The 21078-nt window shown below is 68.9% G+C and carries 17 protein-coding genes and 2 pseudogenes; 10 read left to right on the plus strand and 9 right to left on the minus strand.

Going from position 1 to position 21078, the window contains the following annotated elements; all coding sequences use genetic code 11:
* Positions 1–184: 184 nt before the first annotated feature.
* Together AVL59_RS55740 and AVL59_RS55100 are read left to right on the plus strand one after the other, a co-directional pair.
* A pseudogene (locus AVL59_RS55740) lies at positions 185–322 on the plus strand (ATP-binding cassette domain-containing protein); the annotation flags it as partial.
* 42 nt (positions 323–364) lie between these two features.
* The gene (locus AVL59_RS55100) at positions 365–526 is read left to right on the plus strand and encodes a hypothetical protein (RefSeq protein ID WP_237281715.1); all 162 of its coding nucleotides are present in this window, start codon (positions 365–367) and stop codon (positions 524–526) included.
* 144 nt (positions 527–670) lie between these two features.
* Here the strand turns inward: AVL59_RS55100 and AVL59_RS52675 are convergent, their stop codons facing one another.
* From AVL59_RS52675 to AVL59_RS29310, 3 genes are all read right to left on the minus strand, one after another.
* Positions 671–823 (minus strand): hypothetical protein, encoded by a 153-nt coding sequence (locus AVL59_RS52675; protein ID WP_159400121.1) that lies wholly within the window; start codon positions 821–823, stop codon positions 671–673.
* A gap of 95 nt (positions 824–918) precedes the next feature.
* Positions 919–1929 carry a M56 family metallopeptidase gene (locus tag AVL59_RS29305; RefSeq protein ID WP_067310324.1) on the minus strand — a complete coding sequence of 337 codons (1011 nt, stop codon included), beginning with the start codon at positions 1927–1929 and terminating at the stop codon, positions 919–921.
* A gap of 5 nt (positions 1930–1934) precedes the next feature.
* A complete protein-coding gene (locus tag AVL59_RS29310) occupies positions 1935–2363 on the minus strand; it encodes a BlaI/MecI/CopY family transcriptional regulator (RefSeq protein WP_067310327.1) in 429 nt (142 codons plus the stop codon).
* A gap of 120 nt (positions 2364–2483) precedes the next feature.
* On the opposite strand from AVL59_RS29310, the pseudogene AVL59_RS55105 reads away from it, so the two are divergent.
* From AVL59_RS55105 to AVL59_RS29325, 4 genes and pseudogenes are all read left to right on the plus strand, one after another.
* Positions 2484–2786: pseudogene (locus AVL59_RS55105) on the plus strand (polysaccharide deacetylase family protein); the annotation flags it as partial.
* A 59-nt stretch (positions 2787–2845) separates the two neighbouring features.
* Positions 2846–3514, plus strand: coding sequence for a DedA family protein (locus AVL59_RS29315; protein WP_067310330.1), 669 nt, complete (start codon positions 2846–2848; stop codon positions 3512–3514).
* Positions 3515–4220: 706 nt separating this feature from the next.
* A complete protein-coding gene (locus AVL59_RS29320) occupies positions 4221–4883 on the plus strand; it encodes a response regulator transcription factor (protein ID WP_067317917.1) in 663 nt (220 codons plus the stop codon).
* Positions 4880–6250, plus strand: a complete 1371-nt coding sequence (locus AVL59_RS29325; protein WP_067310332.1) for a sensor histidine kinase — start codon at positions 4880–4882, stop codon at positions 6248–6250. Before AVL59_RS29320 ends, AVL59_RS29325 begins: the two co-directional genes overlap by 4 nt.
* Here the strand turns inward: AVL59_RS29325 and AVL59_RS56170 are convergent.
* The 3 genes from AVL59_RS56170 to AVL59_RS29335 are packed head-to-tail and all read right to left on the minus strand — an operon-like array spanning position 6193 to position 8908.
* Positions 6193–6651 carry a COG4705 family protein gene (locus AVL59_RS56170; protein ID WP_107407391.1) on the minus strand — a complete coding sequence of 153 codons (459 nt, stop codon included), beginning with the start codon at positions 6649–6651 and terminating at the stop codon, positions 6193–6195. The genes AVL59_RS29325 and AVL59_RS56170 overlap by 58 nt on opposite strands.
* Before the next feature lie 17 nt (positions 6652–6668).
* Positions 6669–8117, minus strand: a complete 1449-nt coding sequence (locus tag AVL59_RS29330; protein WP_067310335.1) for a sensor histidine kinase — start codon at positions 8115–8117, stop codon at positions 6669–6671.
* Between the two features lie 32 nt (positions 8118–8149).
* The gene (locus tag AVL59_RS29335) at positions 8150–8908 is read right to left on the minus strand and encodes a response regulator transcription factor (protein ID WP_067310338.1); all 759 of its coding nucleotides are present in this window, start codon (positions 8906–8908) and stop codon (positions 8150–8152) included.
* A 589-nt stretch (positions 8909–9497) separates the two neighbouring features.
* On the opposite strand from AVL59_RS29335, the gene AVL59_RS29340 reads away from it, so the two are divergent.
* From AVL59_RS29340 to AVL59_RS29355, 4 genes are all read left to right on the plus strand, one after another.
* Positions 9498–11093, plus strand: coding sequence for an IucA/IucC family protein (locus AVL59_RS29340; RefSeq protein WP_067317918.1), 1596 nt, complete (start codon positions 9498–9500; stop codon positions 11091–11093).
* Between the two features lie 98 nt (positions 11094–11191).
* Positions 11192–12907 (plus strand): IucA/IucC family protein, encoded by a 1716-nt coding sequence (locus tag AVL59_RS29345; RefSeq protein WP_099053142.1) that lies wholly within the window; start codon positions 11192–11194, stop codon positions 12905–12907.
* Positions 12904–14115, plus strand: coding sequence for a type III PLP-dependent enzyme (locus tag AVL59_RS29350; protein ID WP_067310341.1), 1212 nt, complete (start codon positions 12904–12906; stop codon positions 14113–14115). The genes AVL59_RS29345 and AVL59_RS29350 overlap by 4 nt, the downstream gene beginning before the upstream one ends.
* Positions 14112–15431: an MFS transporter gene (locus tag AVL59_RS29355; RefSeq protein WP_099053327.1), complete on the plus strand. Its 1320-nt coding sequence runs from the start codon at positions 14112–14114 to the stop codon at positions 15429–15431. Before AVL59_RS29350 ends, AVL59_RS29355 begins: the two co-directional genes overlap by 4 nt.
* Positions 15432–15579: 148 nt before the next feature.
* On the opposite strand, the gene AVL59_RS29360 is transcribed toward AVL59_RS29355, so the two are convergent.
* From AVL59_RS29360 to AVL59_RS29370, 3 genes are all read right to left on the minus strand, one after another.
* Positions 15580–16680 (minus strand): metallophosphoesterase, encoded by a 1101-nt coding sequence (locus tag AVL59_RS29360; protein ID WP_067310355.1) that lies wholly within the window; start codon positions 16678–16680, stop codon positions 15580–15582.
* Positions 16681–17371: 691 nt separating this feature from the next.
* The gene (locus AVL59_RS29365) at positions 17372–18022 is read right to left on the minus strand and encodes a phosphatase PAP2 family protein (RefSeq protein ID WP_067310357.1); all 651 of its coding nucleotides are present in this window, start codon (positions 18020–18022) and stop codon (positions 17372–17374) included.
* A gap of 505 nt (positions 18023–18527) precedes the next feature.
* Entirely contained in the window at positions 18528–20753 is a 2226-nt protein-coding gene (locus AVL59_RS29370; RefSeq protein WP_237281716.1) for a transglycosylase domain-containing protein, read from the minus strand.
* Between the last annotated feature and the right edge of the window lie 325 nt (positions 20754–21078).

The following is a 21078-nucleotide window of genomic DNA, read 5'->3' on the forward strand; positions in this document are numbered from 1 at the left end:
CCACGCAGGCGAAACGGGAATCCCTTCCGCCAGGCGGCGGCCGACACCATGGAGGCCGCCGCCTGCGGCGTCAGGGCTCTCGAACAGTCCTCGGCCCGGGGGACCGAGGCGTACCGTCGGACATCAGCTGGCCCGTCCCCTGCGCCTGCACACAGCTCTGCCCAAGAGCGCGCTTCCGGATCGCATCGCCGAACTCCTCGCCCAGGTCGAACTCCCGGCCGACCACGCCCACCGCTACCCAGGCGAACTGTCCGGCGGACAGCGCCAGCGCGTCTCCATCGCCCGTGCCCTGGCCGCCGACCCCGACATCCTGCTCTGCGACGAAGTCACCTCGGCCCTCGACGCCGACACCGCGACCGGCATCATGGACCTGCTGACCGCCCTGCGCGAGCGGCACCGCACCACCCTCGTCGTGGTCTCCCATGAGCACGACCTCGTCACCCGCTACACCGACACCGTCCATCTCCTCGACTCCGGCCGCGTCACGGACAGTGGTCCGACCGCTCAAGTCCTGTCGAGGGCGTAGAACCAGGACCGCGCCCTCGCGCTCGGTCGCGAACGCACATCGCGTCGCTGGCGGCCCCGCCACTGCGCCGTCGCACCGGGTGGCCGGCGTGAGACGGCCAGGACATCTGGTGACGGGGAACGCGTGTCACCGGGGCATCCCGCGTCACACCGGGAAGTCTCCATCGGTACTCCCGGCATGGAGCCGGGCCAGGCCGTGGTCGTAGGCGAAGATCACGGCCTGGATGCGGTCGCGGGCGCCGATCTCGGCCGGGACCGGGCTGTCTCCCTCGGCGGCCGGCTCTCCCTGACCAGCCACGGCCCGGCCGCCTTCACCTTGCAGCTCCCCGGTCCGTCCAGGTGACCGGGAGAGGCCCGCGCATGCGACCGCGTGAGCGCGGCTCCCGCCACCGGTTACGGCCTGTGCTCCCTGCTCTCCTGACGCTCGTGACCGCCAGAACAGGAGCCGGGTGCGTACCGATGCTTCAACGGCGCGTCGGCAGTGCCCGCGTGCACCGCACACTGTGCCCACTTCGCGCTGTCCACCATGTGATCGCTGTCGGAAGCGGCGTTGGCCAAACTGGCACAGCACACCGCCAGCAGCAGGCCGCCCGCCACAAGGGGGAGGCTCCGGCGTGCGGGAGGCGGGGCCAGCAGAGCCCGCACCCGCTGCGGCACCGCCCCGCCGGTGACGGCCAGGGCGCGGGATCGTGACATCCCGGCCGATGCCAGAGCCGCGCGCCCAACGGCGTGAGCGACCACCTTGCGGTCGCCGACACGCTCGGCGGCCTCCTCGTCGGCCCAGCGTTCGAGGACGAAACCGCCGGCGACGGCCACGGGCCGCAGCAGCGGGTTCAAGGCCGCGGTAAGCCGCCACACGCTCTGGAACAGGTGGTGACGGCCACGCAGATGCGCCCGCTCGTGCGCGAGCAGGGCCTCGCGCTCGCCGTCGCCGAGACAGCGCAGCATTCCCCGGGAGACCACGATGCGTCCCGGCGTGCCGGGCAGGGCAAAGGCCAGCGGTGCCTCGTCGTCCACCACCGCCAGCTCCGTATCCCCGGGAAGGTGGGCACATTCCAGTCGCGCCCGCATGAGATGACGGACCTGCCGTACGGCGGCGACGACCAGCGAGAGGACGCCGACAGCCAACACCAGCGCACTCGCGGCCGCGACAACGCGGTACACGGGATCCTCGGCGCGCAGCGCGGCGACGGACCAGCGGCCCTCGGCGGCGACCTGCGGCACCTGGGCCAGGCCGGTGAAGGCCAGGAGAGCGAGTGCCCCCGCCCAGCCGATCGCCGTCACGAGCGCGGCACAGGCCAGGGCCCAAGCAGCAGGGCGCGGGGGCAGCAGGCGCGCGAGCCGCGGCCCGACGACAGCGAGCACTACCGTGACGGCGAGCGGGACGTAGACGCTGACCAGCATCCGGCTCACCTCTTCCTGCGAGAGCGCTCACCCTCGGCGGGTGTCTCGTTGTGCCCGGACAGCAGCTGGTGCAGCAGGTGCTCGTCCTGCGCCGACAGTTCCGACACGAAACGAGCCAGCACCGCCTCGCGATCGGAGCCGCCTTCGAGCAGGGAGTGCATGCGGTGGGCGGTGTGGGACGCCTCGTCGCGGGCCGGCTCGTAGGCATATCCGCGGCCTTCGCGGTGCCGCACGAGCATGCCCTTCTCATGCAGCCGGGTCAGGATGGTCAACACGGTCGTGTAGGCCAGGTCGCCCGGCACCTGCTTCCGGACCTCACGTGCGGTCAGAGGTCCGTCGGCGGCCCAGAGCGCCGCGAGCACATCGCTCTCCAGCTCGCCGCGCGCCCGCCTGCCGGCTGCCCCTCGGGTCTGCTCGTGTCCTCGGTCCTCCACCGTGCGCCCTTCTTCGTCCGCGTCCGTACAGGCTACCCGGCGACCAACTACTAGTTGTAGGAGGTATGCTCCGGACTTCGAATCTCGGACTACTACATCTCGTAGAATTCCGTCGCTCCCTTCACGTGCGGAGGGGAGGACTGGACCGCGCGCGCCACCCCGGCGTCCGCACACCGCACCGTCACCGCCGACCTGGACGGCGGTGGCACAATCCTCCTCCACGACTCCGACTGCACCTCCGCGCCCGGCGCATGGCGCTCGACCCTCGGCGCACTTCCTCGGATTCTCGAGACGTGCGAAGAGCGCGGCTACTCGGTCGGCCGGCTGCGCGACCACGGATGGCCCCAGCCGGAAGCGGGCCGGCGGGAACACCCCTCACTCATTCATCGTCTACAGTTCCGTAGACGGTCTACATCATTGTAGTCAATCACTCCCGTCCTCTCCCCGATGCCGCATCGTCCCCGCAGAAGGGCTTGGCTCGAATGACCCCACCGCTGCACTTCACGTCCCAGCTCGCCGTGAACGTGCTCGACGCCCAGTCGCTGCTGGCCGCCTTTGGAGTGCTGGGCGTCGGCGTGGTGCTGTTCGCCGAGACGGGACTGCTGATCGGATTCTTCCTGCCCGGCGATTCCCTGTTGTTCACCGCCGGCCTGCTGTGCACAGGAGCGGCAGACCAGCCCGTGAAGTTGTCTCTCGCGCCGCTGCTGGTCGTGGCGGCCATCGGCGCACTGGCCGGGGCGCAGTGCGGGTACATGATCGGCCGCAAGGCGGGCGGTGCTCTGATTTCCGGCAGCCGGTCTCCACGGTTGCACGGGGGGGTCAAACGGGCCGAGGAACTGCTGGAGCGGTACGGGTACGCCAAGGCGGTCGTACTGGCTCGGTTCATCCCGGTGGTGCGCACGGTGCTCAACCCGATCGCGGGCGCGCTGGAGGTCCCGGCGCGGACCTTCACCCTGTGGCAGGTGATCGGCGGCTTGGTCTGGTCCCTGGGAATCATCCTGGCCGGATACGCGCTGGGCTCATCGATCCCGAACGTCGACCAATATCTGCTGCCGCTGGTCGCGCTGATCGTCGTCGTGTCGCTGTCCCCTCTTCTCCTCGAGTTTCTGCGCAGCCGCCGGGCCGCCAAGCCGAAGGAAGGGCGTCGGTGATCCTGCCCTGCGTCGCGTCGGCCATCGCCGGCGCCGACGTGCAGACGGCGGTGTACGAGGACGAGACGACAAACGGGGTCACCAGCCTGGGCAAGCCCTCCGTCACCGCATGAGCCGCCACAACTTCTCTCGTCCCGCCGAAGCCACCGGCTTCGGCGGGTGGCTCCTGTTCGGTGCGCCGACCGTGCTGCTCGCCGACCGTACCGGCCCACTCGGGCCCGACGGCCGATCCCTTCCCTGGCCGATCGGGCACCGCCCCCAGGCGCCCCCGGCCGTGGCCCGCGGGGTGACGACCACCGGGACCGGTGTCGTCCCCTATATCCTGGCCGTGGTGGTCGGTCCGGTCGCGGGTCGCACGGCGCGGCAACGGCTGCGGGCCATGGCCACTCTGCGTCGCCTGCCTGGCCCGGGGACAGGCTCGGCGACACGGCGTCACGGACCTGATTCAGCGTGCACGTCAACCGCAGGTGGACTGGGCCACACACGCCACAGGCTTCGCCCTTCCCAGGGTCACAGCAGCACATCGGTCATGACGGCCGGGCTGGTGATCATCGCGGTGACCCTACGTACCCCGGGCGGGCCGCCCCGTACCGGCGGCCGGCAGTTTGCGGCCGGCCGGCACGGCGCCTCCGGTCGATGGCCCGACGGCTGCCCGAATCGTTCACCGTGGGCATGGCCCGCACGTCCGAGGAGTCGACGGATGACCATGCGCCCGAAGATCCTGGTCGTTGAGGACGATCACGCCCTGCGGGACGTGCTGCGCCGCGGCCTGTCCGAGGAGGGCTTCGACCCCGTCCTCGCCACCGACGGCGCGACGGCTCTACGGCTGACAACCGAGGACTTTGCGGCAGCCATCCTCGACATCGGGCTGCCGGACGCGGACGGACGAGACGTGTGCCAGGCCATGCGTGCCAATGGCTTCCACGCGCCGGTCATCTTCCTCACCGCCCGGCACCAGCTCTCGGACCGGCTGTCCGGATTCTCGGCCGGAGGCGACGACTACCTGCCCAAACCCTTCCATCTCGCCGAACTCGCCGCCCGCCTGAGAGCAGCGCTCCGCCGGACAGTCCCGCAGCCTGCGGCCACGGCCGGCGACCTCGTCCTGGACGCGGTCGAGCACAGCGTGACCGTGGGCGACCTCCACCTCTCTCTGTCCCCCACGGAGTTCCGGCTCCTGGCCGTACTGGCCGCCGCGAACGGAGCCCTCGTGCCCCGCCGCGCCCTCGTCCGGGCAGGTTGGCCCGAGGGGGCGCAGGTCAGCGACAACACCGTGGATCAGTACCTGACCCGGCTGCGCCGCAAGTTGCGCGAGGTGGGCAGCGATCTGACCATCAGCACGACACGCGGAATGGGACACCGGTTGTCATGAAGGACTTCTTCCGCCGCCTGGCGCCACGCACCCTGCGTGGTCGGCTCTCCTTGGTCGCGCTGACCACTGCCGCGCTGCTGATGACCGTGCTGACCGTGGTGTTCAACGTCATGGTGGACCGGCACCTGCGCAACCAGGCAGACGACGAACTTCGCAACCGCGCGGCCGCCGCCGCCTCGACCGTCGACACACGAGGTTCCCGGGTGCGCGTCCTGGAGACCGCCGGCGACCAGTTCCTCGACGCGAACGTGTGGATCTACAGCGGGGCCCGTGTGATCGAGAAGCCACCGTCCGCCACAGCGCAGAGCCCGCTTTCCCGGGCCGCCGGCCGACTCGCCGCCCAGAAGCGGCACGCCTGTATCACGGCCGCCGAAAGCCCCGGCTCCGTCCGCCTGTGCGCCCAGCCCCTGCACGACAAGCACGCCGTCACCGTCGTGACGGCCCTGGCTCTCGGCCCCTATCGCAGTTCAGCCGACGTCCTGCTGCTGGGCTCGCTGGCCCTGGACGCCGCGATGCTCGTGTGCACCTACGCGCTGACACGTCTCGCGGTCGGCCGGGCCCTGCACCCGGTGCGAACCATGACCGATCAGGCCATGCAGCGCAGCGCCGTGGCTTCCGCCGAACGCTTCGGCGCAGCGGAACACCCGGCCGAGCTCGCCCGCCTCGGTACCTCGCTGGACGCCCTACTGGACCGTATACGCACTGTGCTGCGTCATGAACAGCAGCTCACCGGAGAGCTGTCCCACGAGCTGCGCACCCCGCTGACACGGATCATCATCGAACTCGACTGGTGGCGCGCCCGGCCTCGCACGGACGCCGAGACACGGGCCACTCACGAGGTGATCGCCGAGGCCGCCCAGTCCATGCGCACCATCTGCGACACGTTGCTCCATGAGGCCCGTGAAAGCATGCCGAGCCCGTCAAAGGCCCCCGGCACGACCGACGTCGTGCTCGTACTCGGACGCCTGGTCGAACAGCTCGACCCGCGGGTATCGGTGAAGGCCGTAGTGGAGGCCGAAGACCCGGAGCTGGAGGCGGGGGTCACGCCTGCTGTCCTCGAACGCATCGTCAGCCCGCTGCTCTCCAACGCCCTGCGCCACGCGCGCTCCAGCGTGGCCATCCGCGTCCGACGGGCCGTGGGTGCCGTGCGGATCGACATCACCGACGACGGCCCCGGCGTACCCCAGACGTTTCTGAGCGGACTGTTCCAGCCCGGCCGCCGCGCCGACTGCGCCGACGGTCACGACGGGGCGGGCCTGGGGCTGCCGCTCGCGCGACGCCTGGCCCGCTCCGTCGGCGGCGAGGTGTCCTACGACCGCGGGCACACCCCCGGGGCTCGATTCACCGTCACCCTGCCCACCGGGTGACCGGCTCCTGATCCATGCGCCGGCGGACGGCCTTGCGCTCGTGTACCTGGGCGTAGGAGACCGAACAGGACAGCAAGCAGCACCGCCGGCGAACCGATCGTGCCGAGGTTCGAACCACCCTTGACGACCGGCTTGGTCAGAAAGTCACCCACGGTGGCACCCAGCGACCGGGTGAGGACGAAGGCGCTCCAGAACAGCGGTACGTTCGAGACGGCCGGGACCTTCATCAGCGCGACCAGCACAGCAGGCTCTCCGGTCACCGGGAGGGCTCCGCACCCACGCTCAGCGCGATCCATCAGGCCCTCCGCACCGCTCCCGCTGCCCTGTCGGCCGCCGAGGCGACCGGCGTCTCCCGTGCCACGGCCCAGCGGTAGCTGTCCTCCCCGGGAGCCCTCGCCCATGGCGAGCCGGCCCCGGACTAGCTTCGACGACCGACCGGTTGCCGGTTGCGTCGTGGCTGAGCAGTGGGAGCAATCCTGCGGTGGCTCATGGAAGGGTTCCGCGTACGTGCTGTCGTGACGGGTTGCAGCCGCACGACGGCGTCCAGGCCGCCGCCCGGTGCCGCGAGCAACGTGACGTCGCCACCGCCGGCGTCGGTGAGTCGCTGAACCATGGACAGTCCCAGGCCCGTGCCGTCGTGGTGCGTGTCTGCGCCACGCCAGAACCGGTCGAAGGCTCGTTTCCGGTCGGTCTCACTCATGCCCGGGCCTTGGTCAACGACGTGCAGTTCGACCAAGGCCGGCAATCGGTCCCCATCAGCTGGTGCGGCTGCGATCGCCAGAGTGATGATGGTCTCGGGAGGAGAAACATGAAGCGCGTTGGACAGCAGGTTGTCGATGATCTGCTCGAGTGCGCCAGAGACCGCCCACACCTGCCCGCCGCTGGTACCGGTCACGGTGATTCCGACGCTCTGTTCGGCGGCGAAGGCCGTCCACATGGCCGCCCGGTCGGCAACGACCGCATCGAGGTCGACGATCTCGGGGGTGATCGCCGAGTTCTCCAGCCGCGCAAGAGCGAGCAGTCCTTGGACCATGCGGCTGAGTCGCCCCACTTCACCGATCGCTTCGTTCAGGCTGGCCTGGGCGCAGGCAGCGAGGTGGGGCTCAAAGTTCTCCAGACGCAGGTGCAGCGACGTCAGCGGCGTCTTCAGCTGATGCGACGCCTCAGAGGCGAATGCTTCCTGGGCTTGGAGCAGGTGTTGGAGCCGAGTGGCCGTGCGGGTGAAGGTGGCGGCGAGCCGACGCAGCTCCGGCGGGCCGCGATCGGCGTCAGGAGGGTCGGTGAGACGGCCCTCGGCCAACTGCGTCGTGGCCTGTTCCAGAGCCCGCAGGGGACGGGTGGTCCAGCGGGCGAAGACGAATCCGACCAGGGCGACGGCGGTCAGCACGCCGACAGCAACGAGAACGAGTGCCATCCACGTGGCGTGGACCTTCTTGGCGAGGGGCGCCATCGAATAGACCGTCCGCACGACGCACGGGGTGGGGTCGCTGGAAGTGCCGGGCACGGTCGCGAACAGGACCTTGTCGCCTGGGGCGACATCTTCACTGATACCCGTGGCGGGTCGACCCCGTAGGGCCATGGCGATGTCCGGCTCAGAGGAGAGGTTTCTGCCCACCGCGGAGGAGGTGGCCGTATCGGTGAGGACTCTTCCCCAGCGGTCGATGACGATGACACTGCTGCCGGTCCGCTGAGCATAGCCGCGTGCAATCCCGGGAAGGTCCGCGGCCAGACCGTGTTCCAGTTTCTCCTCACACACGGCAGCGAACGTCACGGCGCCCAGTTCCGCCGTGTTGGAGAAGCGAGTCAGCTCGCTGCGTGCGTACACGAAGCCGAACGGCACTTCGAGGGCGACCAGGACCAGCAACATGAGGCTGAGGTAGCTCAACAGGAGGCGACGGCTCATCGGCGTCCCCGCCGCGGCTCTGGCCGTACCGGCGGAGAGACCAGGTGGTCCGCAGGCGGGACCAGGCGGAACCCGATGCCACGGATGTTCTCGATCCATGACGGGTCACCGAGTTTGCGGCGCAGCGCGGCGATGTGCACATCAAGTGTCTTCGTGGGCCCGAAGTAGTCCGGCTCCCAGACAGTGTCGAGGATCTGCTGGCGAGAGCAGACGGCTCCGGGATCCTCAGCGAGGCACACGAGCAGGTCGAACTCCTTGGGAGCCAGGGCGATCGGCACCGCTTGCAGGCACACCTGACGGGTGCGGCGATCGATGCTCAGCGGGCCGACCCACTGGGCGTCGTCGCACGTGCCTGTGATCTCCCAGCCACCGGACACGGCGGCGGGAACTCCGTCGAAGGGACTGGTGCGGGCCCGGCGAGTAACCGCCCGGATGCGTGCGACCAGCTCCCGGACTCCGAACGGCTTCGACACATAGTCGTCCGCGCCCAGTTCGAGGCCGAGCACCCTGTCCACCTCGGAGTCACGGGCGGTGATCATGATGATCGGCACTGAGGAGCGCGCTCGCAGCGCCCGGCAGACGTCGATGCCGTCCATGTCTGGCAGTCCCAGGTCCAGCAACACCATCGCCGGCTCTGCTGCCGCCAGGCCCTCGGCGCCGGTCCGGGCGTGTTCCACGGTGAACCCGAAACGGTGTAGACCCTCCGCCAAGGGCTCGGCCACCCGGTCGTCGTCCTCGATCAGCAAAACGTGCATACCGACAGGCTCACGCACTCAAGGCCCGGCGCGCGTCTCATCGCCGCGCCACTCCCCCGTCCCGGTGATTTCACACTCGGCGCGCAGCCGATACAAGGAGCCTTCTGAAGAGCTCCGTGGGTGAATCCGCCAGACAGTGGACGCATTCACCTAAAAAAGTTCCGGGACATCAAACGAATCGCCAGCACGGAGTTAGCAATTAGCTAAGGACCGGAGCGTCGGATCGCCTCAGACCCACGTCGACAACGCACGACAGTCCAGTAAGTGCTCTACATCTTCGAGAGCTTGGCCTCGGTACGACCCCGTCGACTGCGCACACCCCGCGCACCTCTCCTTTGACGCATCCCCGCCATGTCCCATGCTCGGGCGTCCACGTTTTCATGCATTCGCCGTCTTGTCGGCGTGGCACCCGCCGCATGTGCGCTGGATTCTCCTTTACAGGACGTCGCCTAGTGTCCGAAGTGCGGCACCGCGTACCAGGTACGCCGCGTGGAGAAATACGTTCTCGACTCCTAGGGATGCCCATGCCCAGTCAAGAATCCTGCCGTCTCATTGAATCCTCGTTCGATTGCGGGCAAAGGCGATGAAGATGCCCGAAACGACGATCGACGCGACGATCGGCGAACTGAGCAGGGCGCGCCCGGATCTCGTGCAGCCGTTCATGGTGGCGCTCGCGGGGGCAAGGGCTACTGTGCTTGCCCGTCTGTGGGGCGCCTTCGGACGAGAGCCCCTTCCCGGGCTGGCTGCGCGACGGCAGGACGCGGAGACACTGATCGTCGATCTGCGCAACGGGGGCCGCCTCACCGGACCCGAGTCCTGCGCCCGGCGGTTCGCTCAGGTGCCGGACGACTTCACCGTGGCAGGACCCGAAGGACCGATCCGTGAACCGGCCGCATTGCTCGCGCAGCTGGACCTGCGCACTCGCGCCGCCAGTCGCCTCGCGGAGGAACTCGACAACAGCGTGGTGAACCTCGCGCTGGCCCGCGCAGCGAATGGCCATGTGCCCTCTGCGCTCCACGATTCGGTCGATGCCGAGCAGGCAGTGGTGGACGGCCATCCGCAGCACCCTTGCTGTCGCACCCGTAGTGGCATGAGCGTCGCCGACGTGCTCGCCTACGCGCCCGAGCACCACCCGGTGATCGACCTCGCCCTGGTTCCGGTCCCGGCGGACCGCTGGCTGGGTGCCGGCAGCTGGCCGGACGAGCTGCGGGAAGATGGCACGTTCCTGCTGCCGGTCCACCCCTGGCAGCGGGACCACGTGCTGGTGCGCTACCCCGAACTCGTCCCGACACGACGAACGATCCGGGCCCGCCCCCTGTTGTCGCTGCGCACGCTGGCGCCCGGTACCGGCTTGGCCGGCTGCCACATCAAGACCTCGCTCGACGTACAGGTCACCAACTACCTTCGCACCATCTCACCCGTGGAGGTCGCCGACGGACCGCCCCTGTCGGACCTGGTGTCGGCGGTCCTCGACAAGTCCGGGTTCGGCGAAGATCTGAGGATCCTGCGCGAGCTGGGCGGCGGGGCCGTACGGGTGAACGGGCAGGCATCCGCAAGCCTCGCGGCCATGATCAGAGAGTCCACCGACTCGCACCTGGGGGTCGGAGAGGTCGCCGTACCCCTGACCTCGGTGCACGCGACCGGAGCCGCTGTCGTGGCGGGTGATCCGGTGCGATGGCTGACGGACTTCGCCGAACTCGTGCTGCCTCCCGTGCTCACCCTGCTGTCCATGGGAGTGGCGCTGGAGGCCCACGGTCAGAACACACTCGTCGTGCTGCGGGACGGCCGGCCGGTACGCGTGCTCTACCGGGACCTGGACGGGGTACGGGTCAGTCCGCACCGACTGTCCGACTACGGCTACGCGCTGCCGCCCCTGGCCGGGACCCGCGCCGGCAATGACGTCGACACGCTGCACAGCAAGCTGTTCGGTGCACTGATCAGCGGGGTGTTCAGCGAACTGGTCGACGTCCTGGCACGAACCAGGGCAGCCGATCCCGCGGAGCTGTGGGCAACGGTGGCAGAGGTCGGCCGCAGTGTGTACGCCGGGCTACCGGACAGCGATGATGCCGCAGCCTTCTTCGGCGCGACCGTACCGCTCAAAGCGACCATTGCCATGCGCCTGGCCGACGCTCCGGGCAAGGCACAGTGGACCGCTGCCCCCAATCCACTCGCTCTGCATCGCTGACCTTCGTGTGCCCACCCCGACCCGATGGTCGGCACATGACTCCTTCCCCCCCTGCCGGGAGCGACCGAAGCACCGTCTCCGACACCCTGGAGCCACCCATGACCACGTCCACTACCGTCCCGAACGGCGCCATGCCGACCGATCTGACAGCGGCGACGCCTGCCACGCCTGCTCAGACCGCCGACACCGTCACCACCCACACCCTCCTCAACTGCCTGATCCGCGAGGTGTCCGCACCCGAGCGCCAGGTGACCGTCGACCGCGACCACCTGCTGCTGCGCCTGCCCCGCCGCGACCTGCTGCTGCGAGCACGGCTGCGCCGGGTATCGCTGATCGGCGCACACCGGTTCCAGGGCCCGCTCCAGCGACTCACCGACACCGCATGGGTTCCCGTCGGCTGGCACGAACTGGCCGCCTATGTAATGGAGGAGTTGGAACTGCGCACCGGCCACGCCAACGGTGAGTTCCTGGACCAGGTGGCCGACAGCCGCGAGACCATCCGCGCGGCCCTCGAACACCGGACGCACACGATGCCGCAGCAAGACCCGTATGTGGCCTCGGAACAAGCCCTCGTCTTCGGCCATCGCTTCCACCCCACCCCGAAAGCCCGCACCGGTGGCACAGCGGACTGGCTGGCGTACGGACCGGAAACCGGCGCCCGCTTCCGGCTGCGTCACCTGGCCGTGCGCCGTCATCTGGTGCAGGAGGAAGGCGACGTGACCGAACTCGACGCGCTGTGCCCGGTGACCGACCCGGAGTTCGTGACGCTCCCGGTACACCCCTGGCAGTTCCGGCTGCTGAGCCGGCACAACCGTCTGCGTGCGGCGATGGCCGCGGGGGACGTACTCGACAAGGGCGTGAGCGGACCCGAGTTCGCGCCGACCGCGTCGGTCCGCACGCTGTATCAGCCGGACACCGACACGTTCCTCAAGTTCAGCCTGAACATCCGTCTCACCAACTGCGTCCGCAAGCACGCCAGTTACGAGTTGCCCGGCGCCGTCGCCCTGAACGGCCTGCTCCAGCCCGTCATGGACCGGTTGGCCGAACGCTTTCCCGGGTGCGCACTGCTCGAGGAACCCGGGTACCGCACCTTCGCCGCAGACGGCGACACCGCGCTGGTGGAGGGATTCGGTGTCATCGTCCGCTCTGGACTACTCCCCCACCTGCGCCCCGGGGTGACCCCGCTGCTCGCTGCCGCGATTGCGGACGAGTACGCCACCAGCGCCGCCCACGTCTCCCACCTGCTCGCACGGGGCAATCAGGATGTCTTGAGTTGGTGGGACACCTACCTCCGGCTGCTGCTGCCGCCGGTGTTGAGCGCCTACTTCGAGCATGGCGTCGTCATGGAACCACACCTGCAGAACGTCGTGGTCGGCGTGCACGCCGACGGAGCGCCGGCACAGATGCTCTTCCGCGACCTGGAGGGGACCAAGCTGCTGCCACACCACCACGCGCGTTTCCTCGCCACCCTTCCCGATGATGTGCGACAGCCCCTCACCTACGACGTCGAACAGGGCTGGAACCGGGTCGCGTACTGCCTCCTGGTGAATCACGTCTCGGAGGTGCTGGGCGCCCTCGCCGACCTCGAACCAACTCTGGAATCGGCACTGTGGGGCGTGGTCCGCGACCGACTCGACGCATACGCCCGTACCGCCGGCAGACCCCCACGTCTGCGCGCCCTGCTCTCAGGCGTCCCGCTGCCCGCCAAGGCCAATCTCCTCCTGCGCTGGGCCCGCAAAGCCGACCGGCACGCAACCTACGTGCCCCTGCCCAGCCCCCTGGGCGCCTGCTTCCCAAGGGAGTTGAACCAGTGAAAGAGTCGTTGCTCCACCACGTCCGCCACCTCCCGGCCGCTCAACTTCCTTCCTACGTCTACGATTTGCCGAGCCTGCGGCAGCACACCCGATCCATCCGCGCCACGCTGCCTCGTCGCGTGGAGCTGCTGTACGCGGTGAAGGCCAACCCTGACCCACACCTTCTGCAGGCCCTGGCCGAGCAGGTCGACGGATTCGAGGTTGCGTCCGGCGGCGAACTACGCCATACCCGTGCCCTCTTGCCCGATGCGGCGATCGTCTTCGGCGGCCCCGGCAAGACTTCGACCGATCTCGACGAGGCGCTGTCCGCCGGTGTGGAACGCCTGCACGTCGACAGCGAGCAAGAGCTGCGCATCCTGACGAGCGTCATGGGCCACCGCACCGCCGATGTCCTCCTGCGCGTCAACGCGCCCGTGATGATTCGTCGGACGGCACTGACCATGGGGGGCGGGCCCAGCCCCTTCGGGCTGGATCCCTCCCAGTTGGACCGATGCCTGCAGATCATCGCCGACGACGAGCGCATCCGACTGCAAGGGCTCCATGTCCACCTGGCGAGCGGCCTGGACGCCCGAGCCCATCTGGCCCTGGTCGACGAAGTGGTGAGCTGGGCAGACTGCTGGAGGCGGCAGCGGGGGACCGAGCTGACCGAGATCAATGTCGGCGGAGGCATGGGCGTCGACTACGACCGCCCGCACCAGACATTCGACTGGTCCGCCTTCGGCACCGGACTCCAGCAGATCCTCGCACGCCACCCCGGTCTGACGTTGAAAATCGAACCCGGCCGGTCGGTCACGGCCTACTGCGGCACATACGTCACCCGGGTTCTGGACGTCAAATTCAGCCGGGGCGAAGCGTTCGCCGTCCTCCGCGGAGGTACTCACCATTTGCGCACGCCCGCCGCGAAACAGCACGACCAGCCTTTCGAGATCATTCCCGACGACGCGTGGCACCTTCCCTGGATCCGCCCCGAGGTACGCGACGAGCCGGTGACCCTCGTCGGTCAACTCTGCACACCCAAGGACGTGCTGGCCCGTCGGGTCATGATCAACCGACTGCGAGTCGGCGACCGCATCGCCTTCGCCATGGCCGGTGCCTACGCCTGGAACATCTCCCACCAGGGCTTCCTCATGCACTCCCACCCCACCTTCCACCATCACGACGAGGGGGACCGGCCCGTGCCGTACAAGTGTGTCTGCCGGACCGCATGAGTGCGTACACCCGTACCCCCGCCCCTCAGCAGCCACAGGCGCAGGGCGCGGTGGTCTCCACCCTGGCCATCCCGGCCTTCCGCCGGTATCTGCTCGGCCAGCTGACCTCGAACGTCGGCACCTGGATGCAGCGTGCGGCCCAGGACCTGCTGGTCCTGCATCTCACCGGCAACAACGGCAGCGCTGTCGGCATGGTGACCGCACTTCAGTTTCTCCCCCAGACGCTGTTCAGTCTGACTGGAGGCGTCCTGGCCGATCGCTGTTCCAAACGCCGACTCCTGCTCGTCACCCACACCGGCATGGCAGTGCAGTCCCTGCTGCTCGGCCTCTTCACCGTCACCGGAGCGGTGAGTCTCCCCATGGTGTACATCCTGGCCTTCGCCCTTGGCACAGCCACCGCCGTCGACAGCCCGGCACGCAGCGCCTTCGTCTCCGAACTGGTCACACGCGATCGGGTGGCGACCGCGGTCAGTCTCAATTCCACCCAGTTCAACGTCGCCCGAATCCTCGGCCCCGCGGCAGCGGGGCTGACAGCGGCGGCCGTCGGGGTCGGCCCGGTGTTCCTCATCAACACCGTCTCGTACCTGGCAGTCCTGTACGGGCTGCTCACCCCCGTCGGCGGCCTCCAAGGCCCTGCCCCGTCCAAGCACGGCGGCACAAGGGTGCGCGACGCGTTCCGGCACATCGCGTCAACGCCCGAGCTTCGTCTGCCCATCACCCTCATCGCCTTCGTGAGCACCTTCGGCTTCAATTTCCAGGTCACCACCTCCCTGATGGCGATCACCGTCTTCCACTCGGACTCCGCGGCCTTCGGCTGTCTCTCGGCTGGATACGCGGTCGGCAGCCTCGTGGGCGCGATACTCGGCGCAAGGATCAAACGGCCGCCCACGGGACGGCGCCTGGTCACCGCCACGGTCGCCTTCGGCCTGCTGGAGGCGACGCTGGGACTGATGCCCGGCTACGACACGTTCCTGGCCCTGCTCATTCCGACCGGCTACGCCGCCGTGACCATCACCATGACCGCCAACTCTCTGATCCAGCTGCATGCGGAACCGCATCTGCGTGGCCGCGTCCTGTCCGCCTACTTCCTCGTACTCCTCGGCGGCACCCCCGTCGGCGCCCCACTGGTCGGCCTCGTCTCCGACGCCTACGGCGCACGCTGGACCCTGCTGCTCGGCGGCCTCGTCTCGACGTTGGCAGCGGTGACTTGCTCAACATTGACGTTCAGGCTCCAGCGGCAGGGTCCGCCAGGATGTACGGGCGCCCAGGCAGGCGAACGCCTCATCGACACGCCGGACTTTCGACCCAGGCGGTAGCCCCTTTCGGGGTGCGCGCTTGAGGTCGTCGGCAAGTTCGAGCGCTCACCGGGGCGGCGGTCGGCCACTCCTCTCAACCGTGTGGTGGACGCGCGGCGTCACTGGGATTGGGGGACCTGAACGCATGGCCCCCAACCTGTCGGCGCGGTCAGCGGTTGGCGGGCCCATGACAGCGGGCGCTGCCGGAGTCGGTGTAGCCGGTGCCGTTGGCAGCCTGGTAGGTCCACGAGTAGCCCGTCGGCTTCAGGTTGAAACGGCTGACACCGTAGGAGGCGTCGTTGCCGGTGACACGGTTCGGGGACTGGTCCGCGGGGGCCAGAGTGTCCAGCCCCTCGCCTCCGGTGCCGACGATGAACTCGGTGATGCCCTTGTGAGCCTCCGCATTGCCCTGCGGATTCTGCGGCGCGAACCGGGCGTAGAGGTGCTCGTGCCCATTGAGTACGACGTCGACGCCGGCCTTGTAGAGCAGCGGCCACCACTCTGTCTGCGACATCTTCCCCTCGTCGGAGGCTGAGGCGCTGGCACTGAACGCCGGCTGGTGCCAGTAGGCCAGTGTGCACGTGGCGCGGTCGGCGGCGAGATCGTCCCGTAGCCATGCCGCCTGCTGCTTCACCCAGGCACCGTCCGGGGAGCACCCGCCGGTCTGTACAGCGCATTCGGCGTTGAGGGAGATGATGTGCCAGGCGCCCAGGTCGTAGGAGTACCAGCCCCGGCCGGCGGTGCCCGCCTGGCCTTGCGCGCGGGGCACGGGCTGGCCCTCGGCGTCGGTGAGCGGGCTGCCGGTGGAGTCCAGGCTGCGGCCGTTGTAGTACGAGTAGTAGCCGGACCCGTCGACTCCCTTCTCTCCGTCCTTGTAGTCGTAGAACTCGTGGTTGCCGGGTGCCGGTCGCTGGAGGTACTTGAACGCGCCGTAGGTCCGGTCGAAGGAGCCCATGAAGTCGTTGTAGCGGCCGACTTGGTACTGCTCGTCGCCCAGCAGGGCCACCAGGTCGGGCTGCATGGTCTCGATCTGGTCGGCCGTGAGCGTCTGGGCGTTCTGGCGGGTGCCGTCGCACAGGTACTTGTGGTCGACCCCCTCGGCGTCCCCGTCGGGCTCGCACGCGATGTCCCCGACCGCCGCGAGGACCGCCGTGCGGTCCGACATGGGCTGGTACGGCCAGGGGTTGTGGACGCTCTCGGCCGTCGCGGCGGTGGCGGTGAGCAGCAGGGCGCCGGTTGCGGCCAGGGCGGCGAGGGTGCGACGTCTCATTCCAGCAGGCTCCTTCCCCGCCCCGTCCGATCGGAGCGGACGGGGGGTCATGGTTGTGCTCGTCGGCGCACGCCACCCGGCCAAAGGCCGAACTGCGGCCGGAGAGAGGATGACTGTTCGGCGCTGGCAAGCGCCCCTGGTCGCCACGTGGACGGTGCGGCCGAACGTCCCAATCGGCTGCCTCGGAGATCAACCGCCCCACTGCCTGCTGCAAGCCCCAAGTAGCAGGCGCCGATTCCTGTTGCCGGCCGCGCGGTCTGTCGACTTGCTCCGAACCGGGTGCCGGGCACGGGTGCGGTCTCGCCGGGGGATCATGTCGAATGTGGGCGGGCGCCGTCTCCCCTGGCTAGGCGTGCCGCTGGAGCACGGCCCGTGGGTCACCGCGCCGGCGGTGTCTGCCGTCACACCGTGTGGCGCGACGAAGATCTGGCATCAGCTGGTGGTCTATCCGCTGCTTGAATACCGGGATCGCCTCCAACCGCCTCGGTCCGGCCGCGCCTTGAGGTGCAGCCGACTCACGACGACGGCAAGTGTGCCGCTTGGAGATGAGCCCTCTTGCCGTAGCCGGATGACACGGTTCGAGAGCTCTTGGGCGTCGGCCGTTCCCTTTGCCTCATCGGGGTGGCGATGGGTCCCCGGTCGAGTGTGTCGGCCGTTGGGTGCGGCCATCGCGGGCATCCGTCGGGCAATGCTATGGGACGGCCCGAGTGGCGGCGCCGGGTTCGGCAGTCAGGAGCGGTCGCAGCGCGCCGCGGCTCAGGGCCGCGACCAGAGGGGTGGCCCAGCGACGGAGTGCCAGGCTGGTGAGGTAGGCGACGGGCAGCGCGAGGACCACGGAACCGAGTACGTCGTGCGGGTAGTGGGCACCGACGTAGACGCGGCTGAAGCCCTCCACCACGGCGAACACCGCGGCAATGACGCTCAGGCGGCGGTCCAGCAGGAACAGGGCGGCCACCGCAGCGGCTGCCACGGTGCTGTGCCCGCTGGGGAAGGCGTAGTCCGACGGTGCGGGGCAGGCATCCACGAGGTAGGCGTGAGGCATCGACCGGCAGGGACGGACCTCGCCCACGACCTTCTTGATCACCTCGGCAACGGAGAAAGCGGTCACGACGGCGACCGGCGCGGCCAGGGCGACGGCCATCGCCTGGGCGCCGCGGCGGCGCGCGGCCCACCAGCCCATGACCATGAGGACCGCGAAAACGCCCAGGCCGAGGTTGGTCCACACCTCCATCGGAGTGTTGAGCCATCTGGTGTCGCGGGCGAAATCCGTGACAGAGGTGAACAAGGAGCCGTCGATGCCGGATCCGTCGAAAGCCAGCTGCGCGGTGGCGGCCGCGGTCATAGCGAGACGTCCTTCCCTGAGAGCACGTCGTGTGAGACAGGCACGTGGCGACGCGGTGCGGGCACGCACCACCGGACGACCCCTCCGCGTGACATGCTGATGACCTCACAGTGACGTCGAGGTGGCCGCTCGGTAAATCTACTACATGTCGTAGAAGTAAAGACCCGGAGTGGTCCGCTGCCCTCGTGCCCTGTGGGACTGCCCCTGTCGGCGAAGGCGTCCACCCGGGGCCACCGGTCAGCGTGCGGGGGTAACAGCGGAAGGCCGCCATGTCCCTGGTGGTGCAGGACGTGGTTGCCCTGTGCGGCAAGAGCCGCCACGGTGACCAGGGCGTGACTGGGCCGCTCCGCAGACAGGTGGGACTGGCGCACCGAGTCGGTGCCTGGCGGTGAGTGAGGCCGATCGCCCCTTTCCCTCCGCCACGAACCACTGCCGGACTTTTCGCCATCGCTATCCGCAGGAGAACAAGTTCAGTGGCTGGACAGAGCCTCTCGCCGGCGCCGTTCTATGGCTGCCGACTCCGGGCGGTGGGGCTGGGCGACGGCGTGGCTGAGATGCCGCTGGTGGCGCCGCCGATCAGCCCGCCGTCGGATGCGTTGCCGGTCCCCACGCCGGATGAGCCGGCGGTAGTGCCGGAACTGTCGGTCGGAGTCGGAGTGGTGCAGTTTTCCTTCCAGTGCCGGCAGCCGTCGGTGGAGGGGCTCGGCGTGACCGGTGCGGTCGGGGCGGCCGAGGGGGTGCTTGCGGTGGCGGAGGGGGTGGCCGACTGGGCGCCGTTTTCGTCGGTGGCCTGACCCAGTTGCGGGGCGGGCGGGAACTGCTGGACGGGCTGTCCCTGGAGGGCGGGAGTCATGTAGCCGGTCCACACCTCGGTGGGCATGTCGGCGCCGAAGACCTTGGAGTAGCCGCCCACGCCCTGCATCGACTGCAGGCCGGCGTTCTTCGGGTCCTCCTTGAACATGGCGACAGAAGTGACCATCTGCGGGGTGTAGCCGATGAACCAGGCGGACTTGTAGTCGTCGGTGGTGCCGGTCTTGCCGGCCGCCGGCCGGCCCAGGGCCTGGGCGTTGGTGCCCGTACCGTTCTTGACGACGCCTTGCAGGACGTCGGTGACGGTGTCGGCGGTCGAGGAGGGCATGGCCGTGGTGCCCTTGGGCTTGTCGAAGCCGGGCAACTGCCCGCCGTCGGCGATGACCTTGGTCACCGAGTACGGCTCGTGCTGAACCCCGCCGTCGTCGAAGGTGGCGTAGGCGTCGGCCATGCGGATCGCCGAGGGTGTGGAGGTACCGATGTAGAAGCCGGGGGTGTCGTACTGCAGACTCTTGCGCAGCAGGCCCGCATTGAGGGCCTCGTTCTCCACGTTGTCGTAGCCGACGTACTCGCCGAGCTGGACGTACGGGGTGTTGACCGACTGCTCCATGGCCTTGCGCAGGGTGATGTAACCCCATTTCGTGGGGACGTCGTTGCGCTGGTGGAGGAGGCCTGTGGGGTCGCCGGAGTCCGGCAGTTCCTGGCCTTGCCGGCTCTTGATGGTGATCCCGTCGTCGCCGTTGAACTTGGAGTCGGGGGTGATCGGTGAGGGCTGCCCGCCCGGGGAGAGTACGGCGCCGTGGTCGAGGGCGGCTGCCAGGTCGATGGGCTTGAAGGTGGAACCGACCGGCACCCCGGTGGCATCGGCGTTGTTGCTCCAGTGGCCTTTGTTCCAGCCCGGCCCGCCGTACAGGGCCACGACCGCGCCGGTCGATGGATCGATCGATGCCGAGCCGACCTGGACGTCCTTGTCCGCCGAGCGGCGCTTGGGGTCGAGGTGCTTCTTCTCCATCGCCGCGACGGACGCCGACAGCGCGTTCACCTTCCTCCTGTCGAAGGTGGTGTAGATCTGATAACCGCCGTGACCGAGCTGCTGGTCGGTGATCGACGAGTGCGCTTCGACGTACTTCATCGCGGTGTCCACCAGGTAGCCGGTCTGCCCGGACATCCCCGCCGAGGGCGTGTAGGGCTTGGGCGCGGGGAACCCGGCGGCCAGGTACTGCTGTTCCTGTACCTGGTCGATCTTGTGGATGGCGGCCATACGGCCCAGCACGTACTTCCAGCGCGCCTCGGCCTGGGCCTTGGCCTGCGGGTCGGAGTCGGCGTGCATCAGCAAACTCGGCTCGTTGACGGTGGCGGCGATGAACGCGCCCTGGCTGACGGTCAGCTGGGAGGCGTTCTCACGGTAGTAGGCGCGGGCCGCAGCTTCGATGCCGTAGGCGTCCCGACCGTAGTAACAGGTGTTGAGATAGCCCTGCAGAATCTGCTGCTTGGACATCTGACCGCCGATTTTGAGGGAGATCATGATCTCCCTCAACTTGCGGGTGACCGACTGGTCCTGACTGAGGTAGGTGTTCTTCACGAACTGCTGGGTGATGGTGGACCCGGACTGCACCTCACCGCCTGTGGCCATGTGGTAGACAGCGCGAAACATACCCTGCGTGTCGACGCCAGGATCGGTGTAGAAGGTGGCGTTTTCCGCGGCGAGGAAGTCCCACTGCACCAGCATCGGGACCTGGGCGAGGTCGACGTTCTGCCGGTTGGTCGACCCCTGTGTGGCCATCACCGAACCGTCCGACCAGTAGTAGGTGTTGCTCTGCTTCTGGGTGCTGGGATTGGCGCTGGGGATGGTCGTGGTGGCGTAGGCGTATCCGAACAGGCCCAGGAGGCCACCGACGACCAGCAGGAACGTACCGAGCACCTGCTTCCACGACGGCAGCCACCGCCGAAGACCACGCTTGTCCGCCCGCGGGTAGTCGATGAGACCGCGTCGACCACCGCGCCCGGGGTTCGGACGCCGATCGTCCGCCCTCCGACGTCCCGCTCGCCCGTCACCGGCGTGGGCGGCTCGGACGCCGTACCGTGAGTCGTCCGGGCCGGACGGTCCTGTCCTCCCGGGCGACCTGCGCCGGTGTCCGCTCATCTTCGCCACTCCTCGACCAGACTCGAGCCCGCACGCCACTGCGAGGCCGGACTCGCCGCACCACTGTGGTCTGCGACGGGTGCCCTGGCCCGGGGCGGACTGA

Origin of the sequence: Streptomyces griseochromogenes (assembly GCF_001542625.1) — a bacterium.
Taxonomy (GTDB): Bacteria; Actinomycetota; Actinomycetes; order Streptomycetales; family Streptomycetaceae; genus Streptomyces; species Streptomyces griseochromogenes.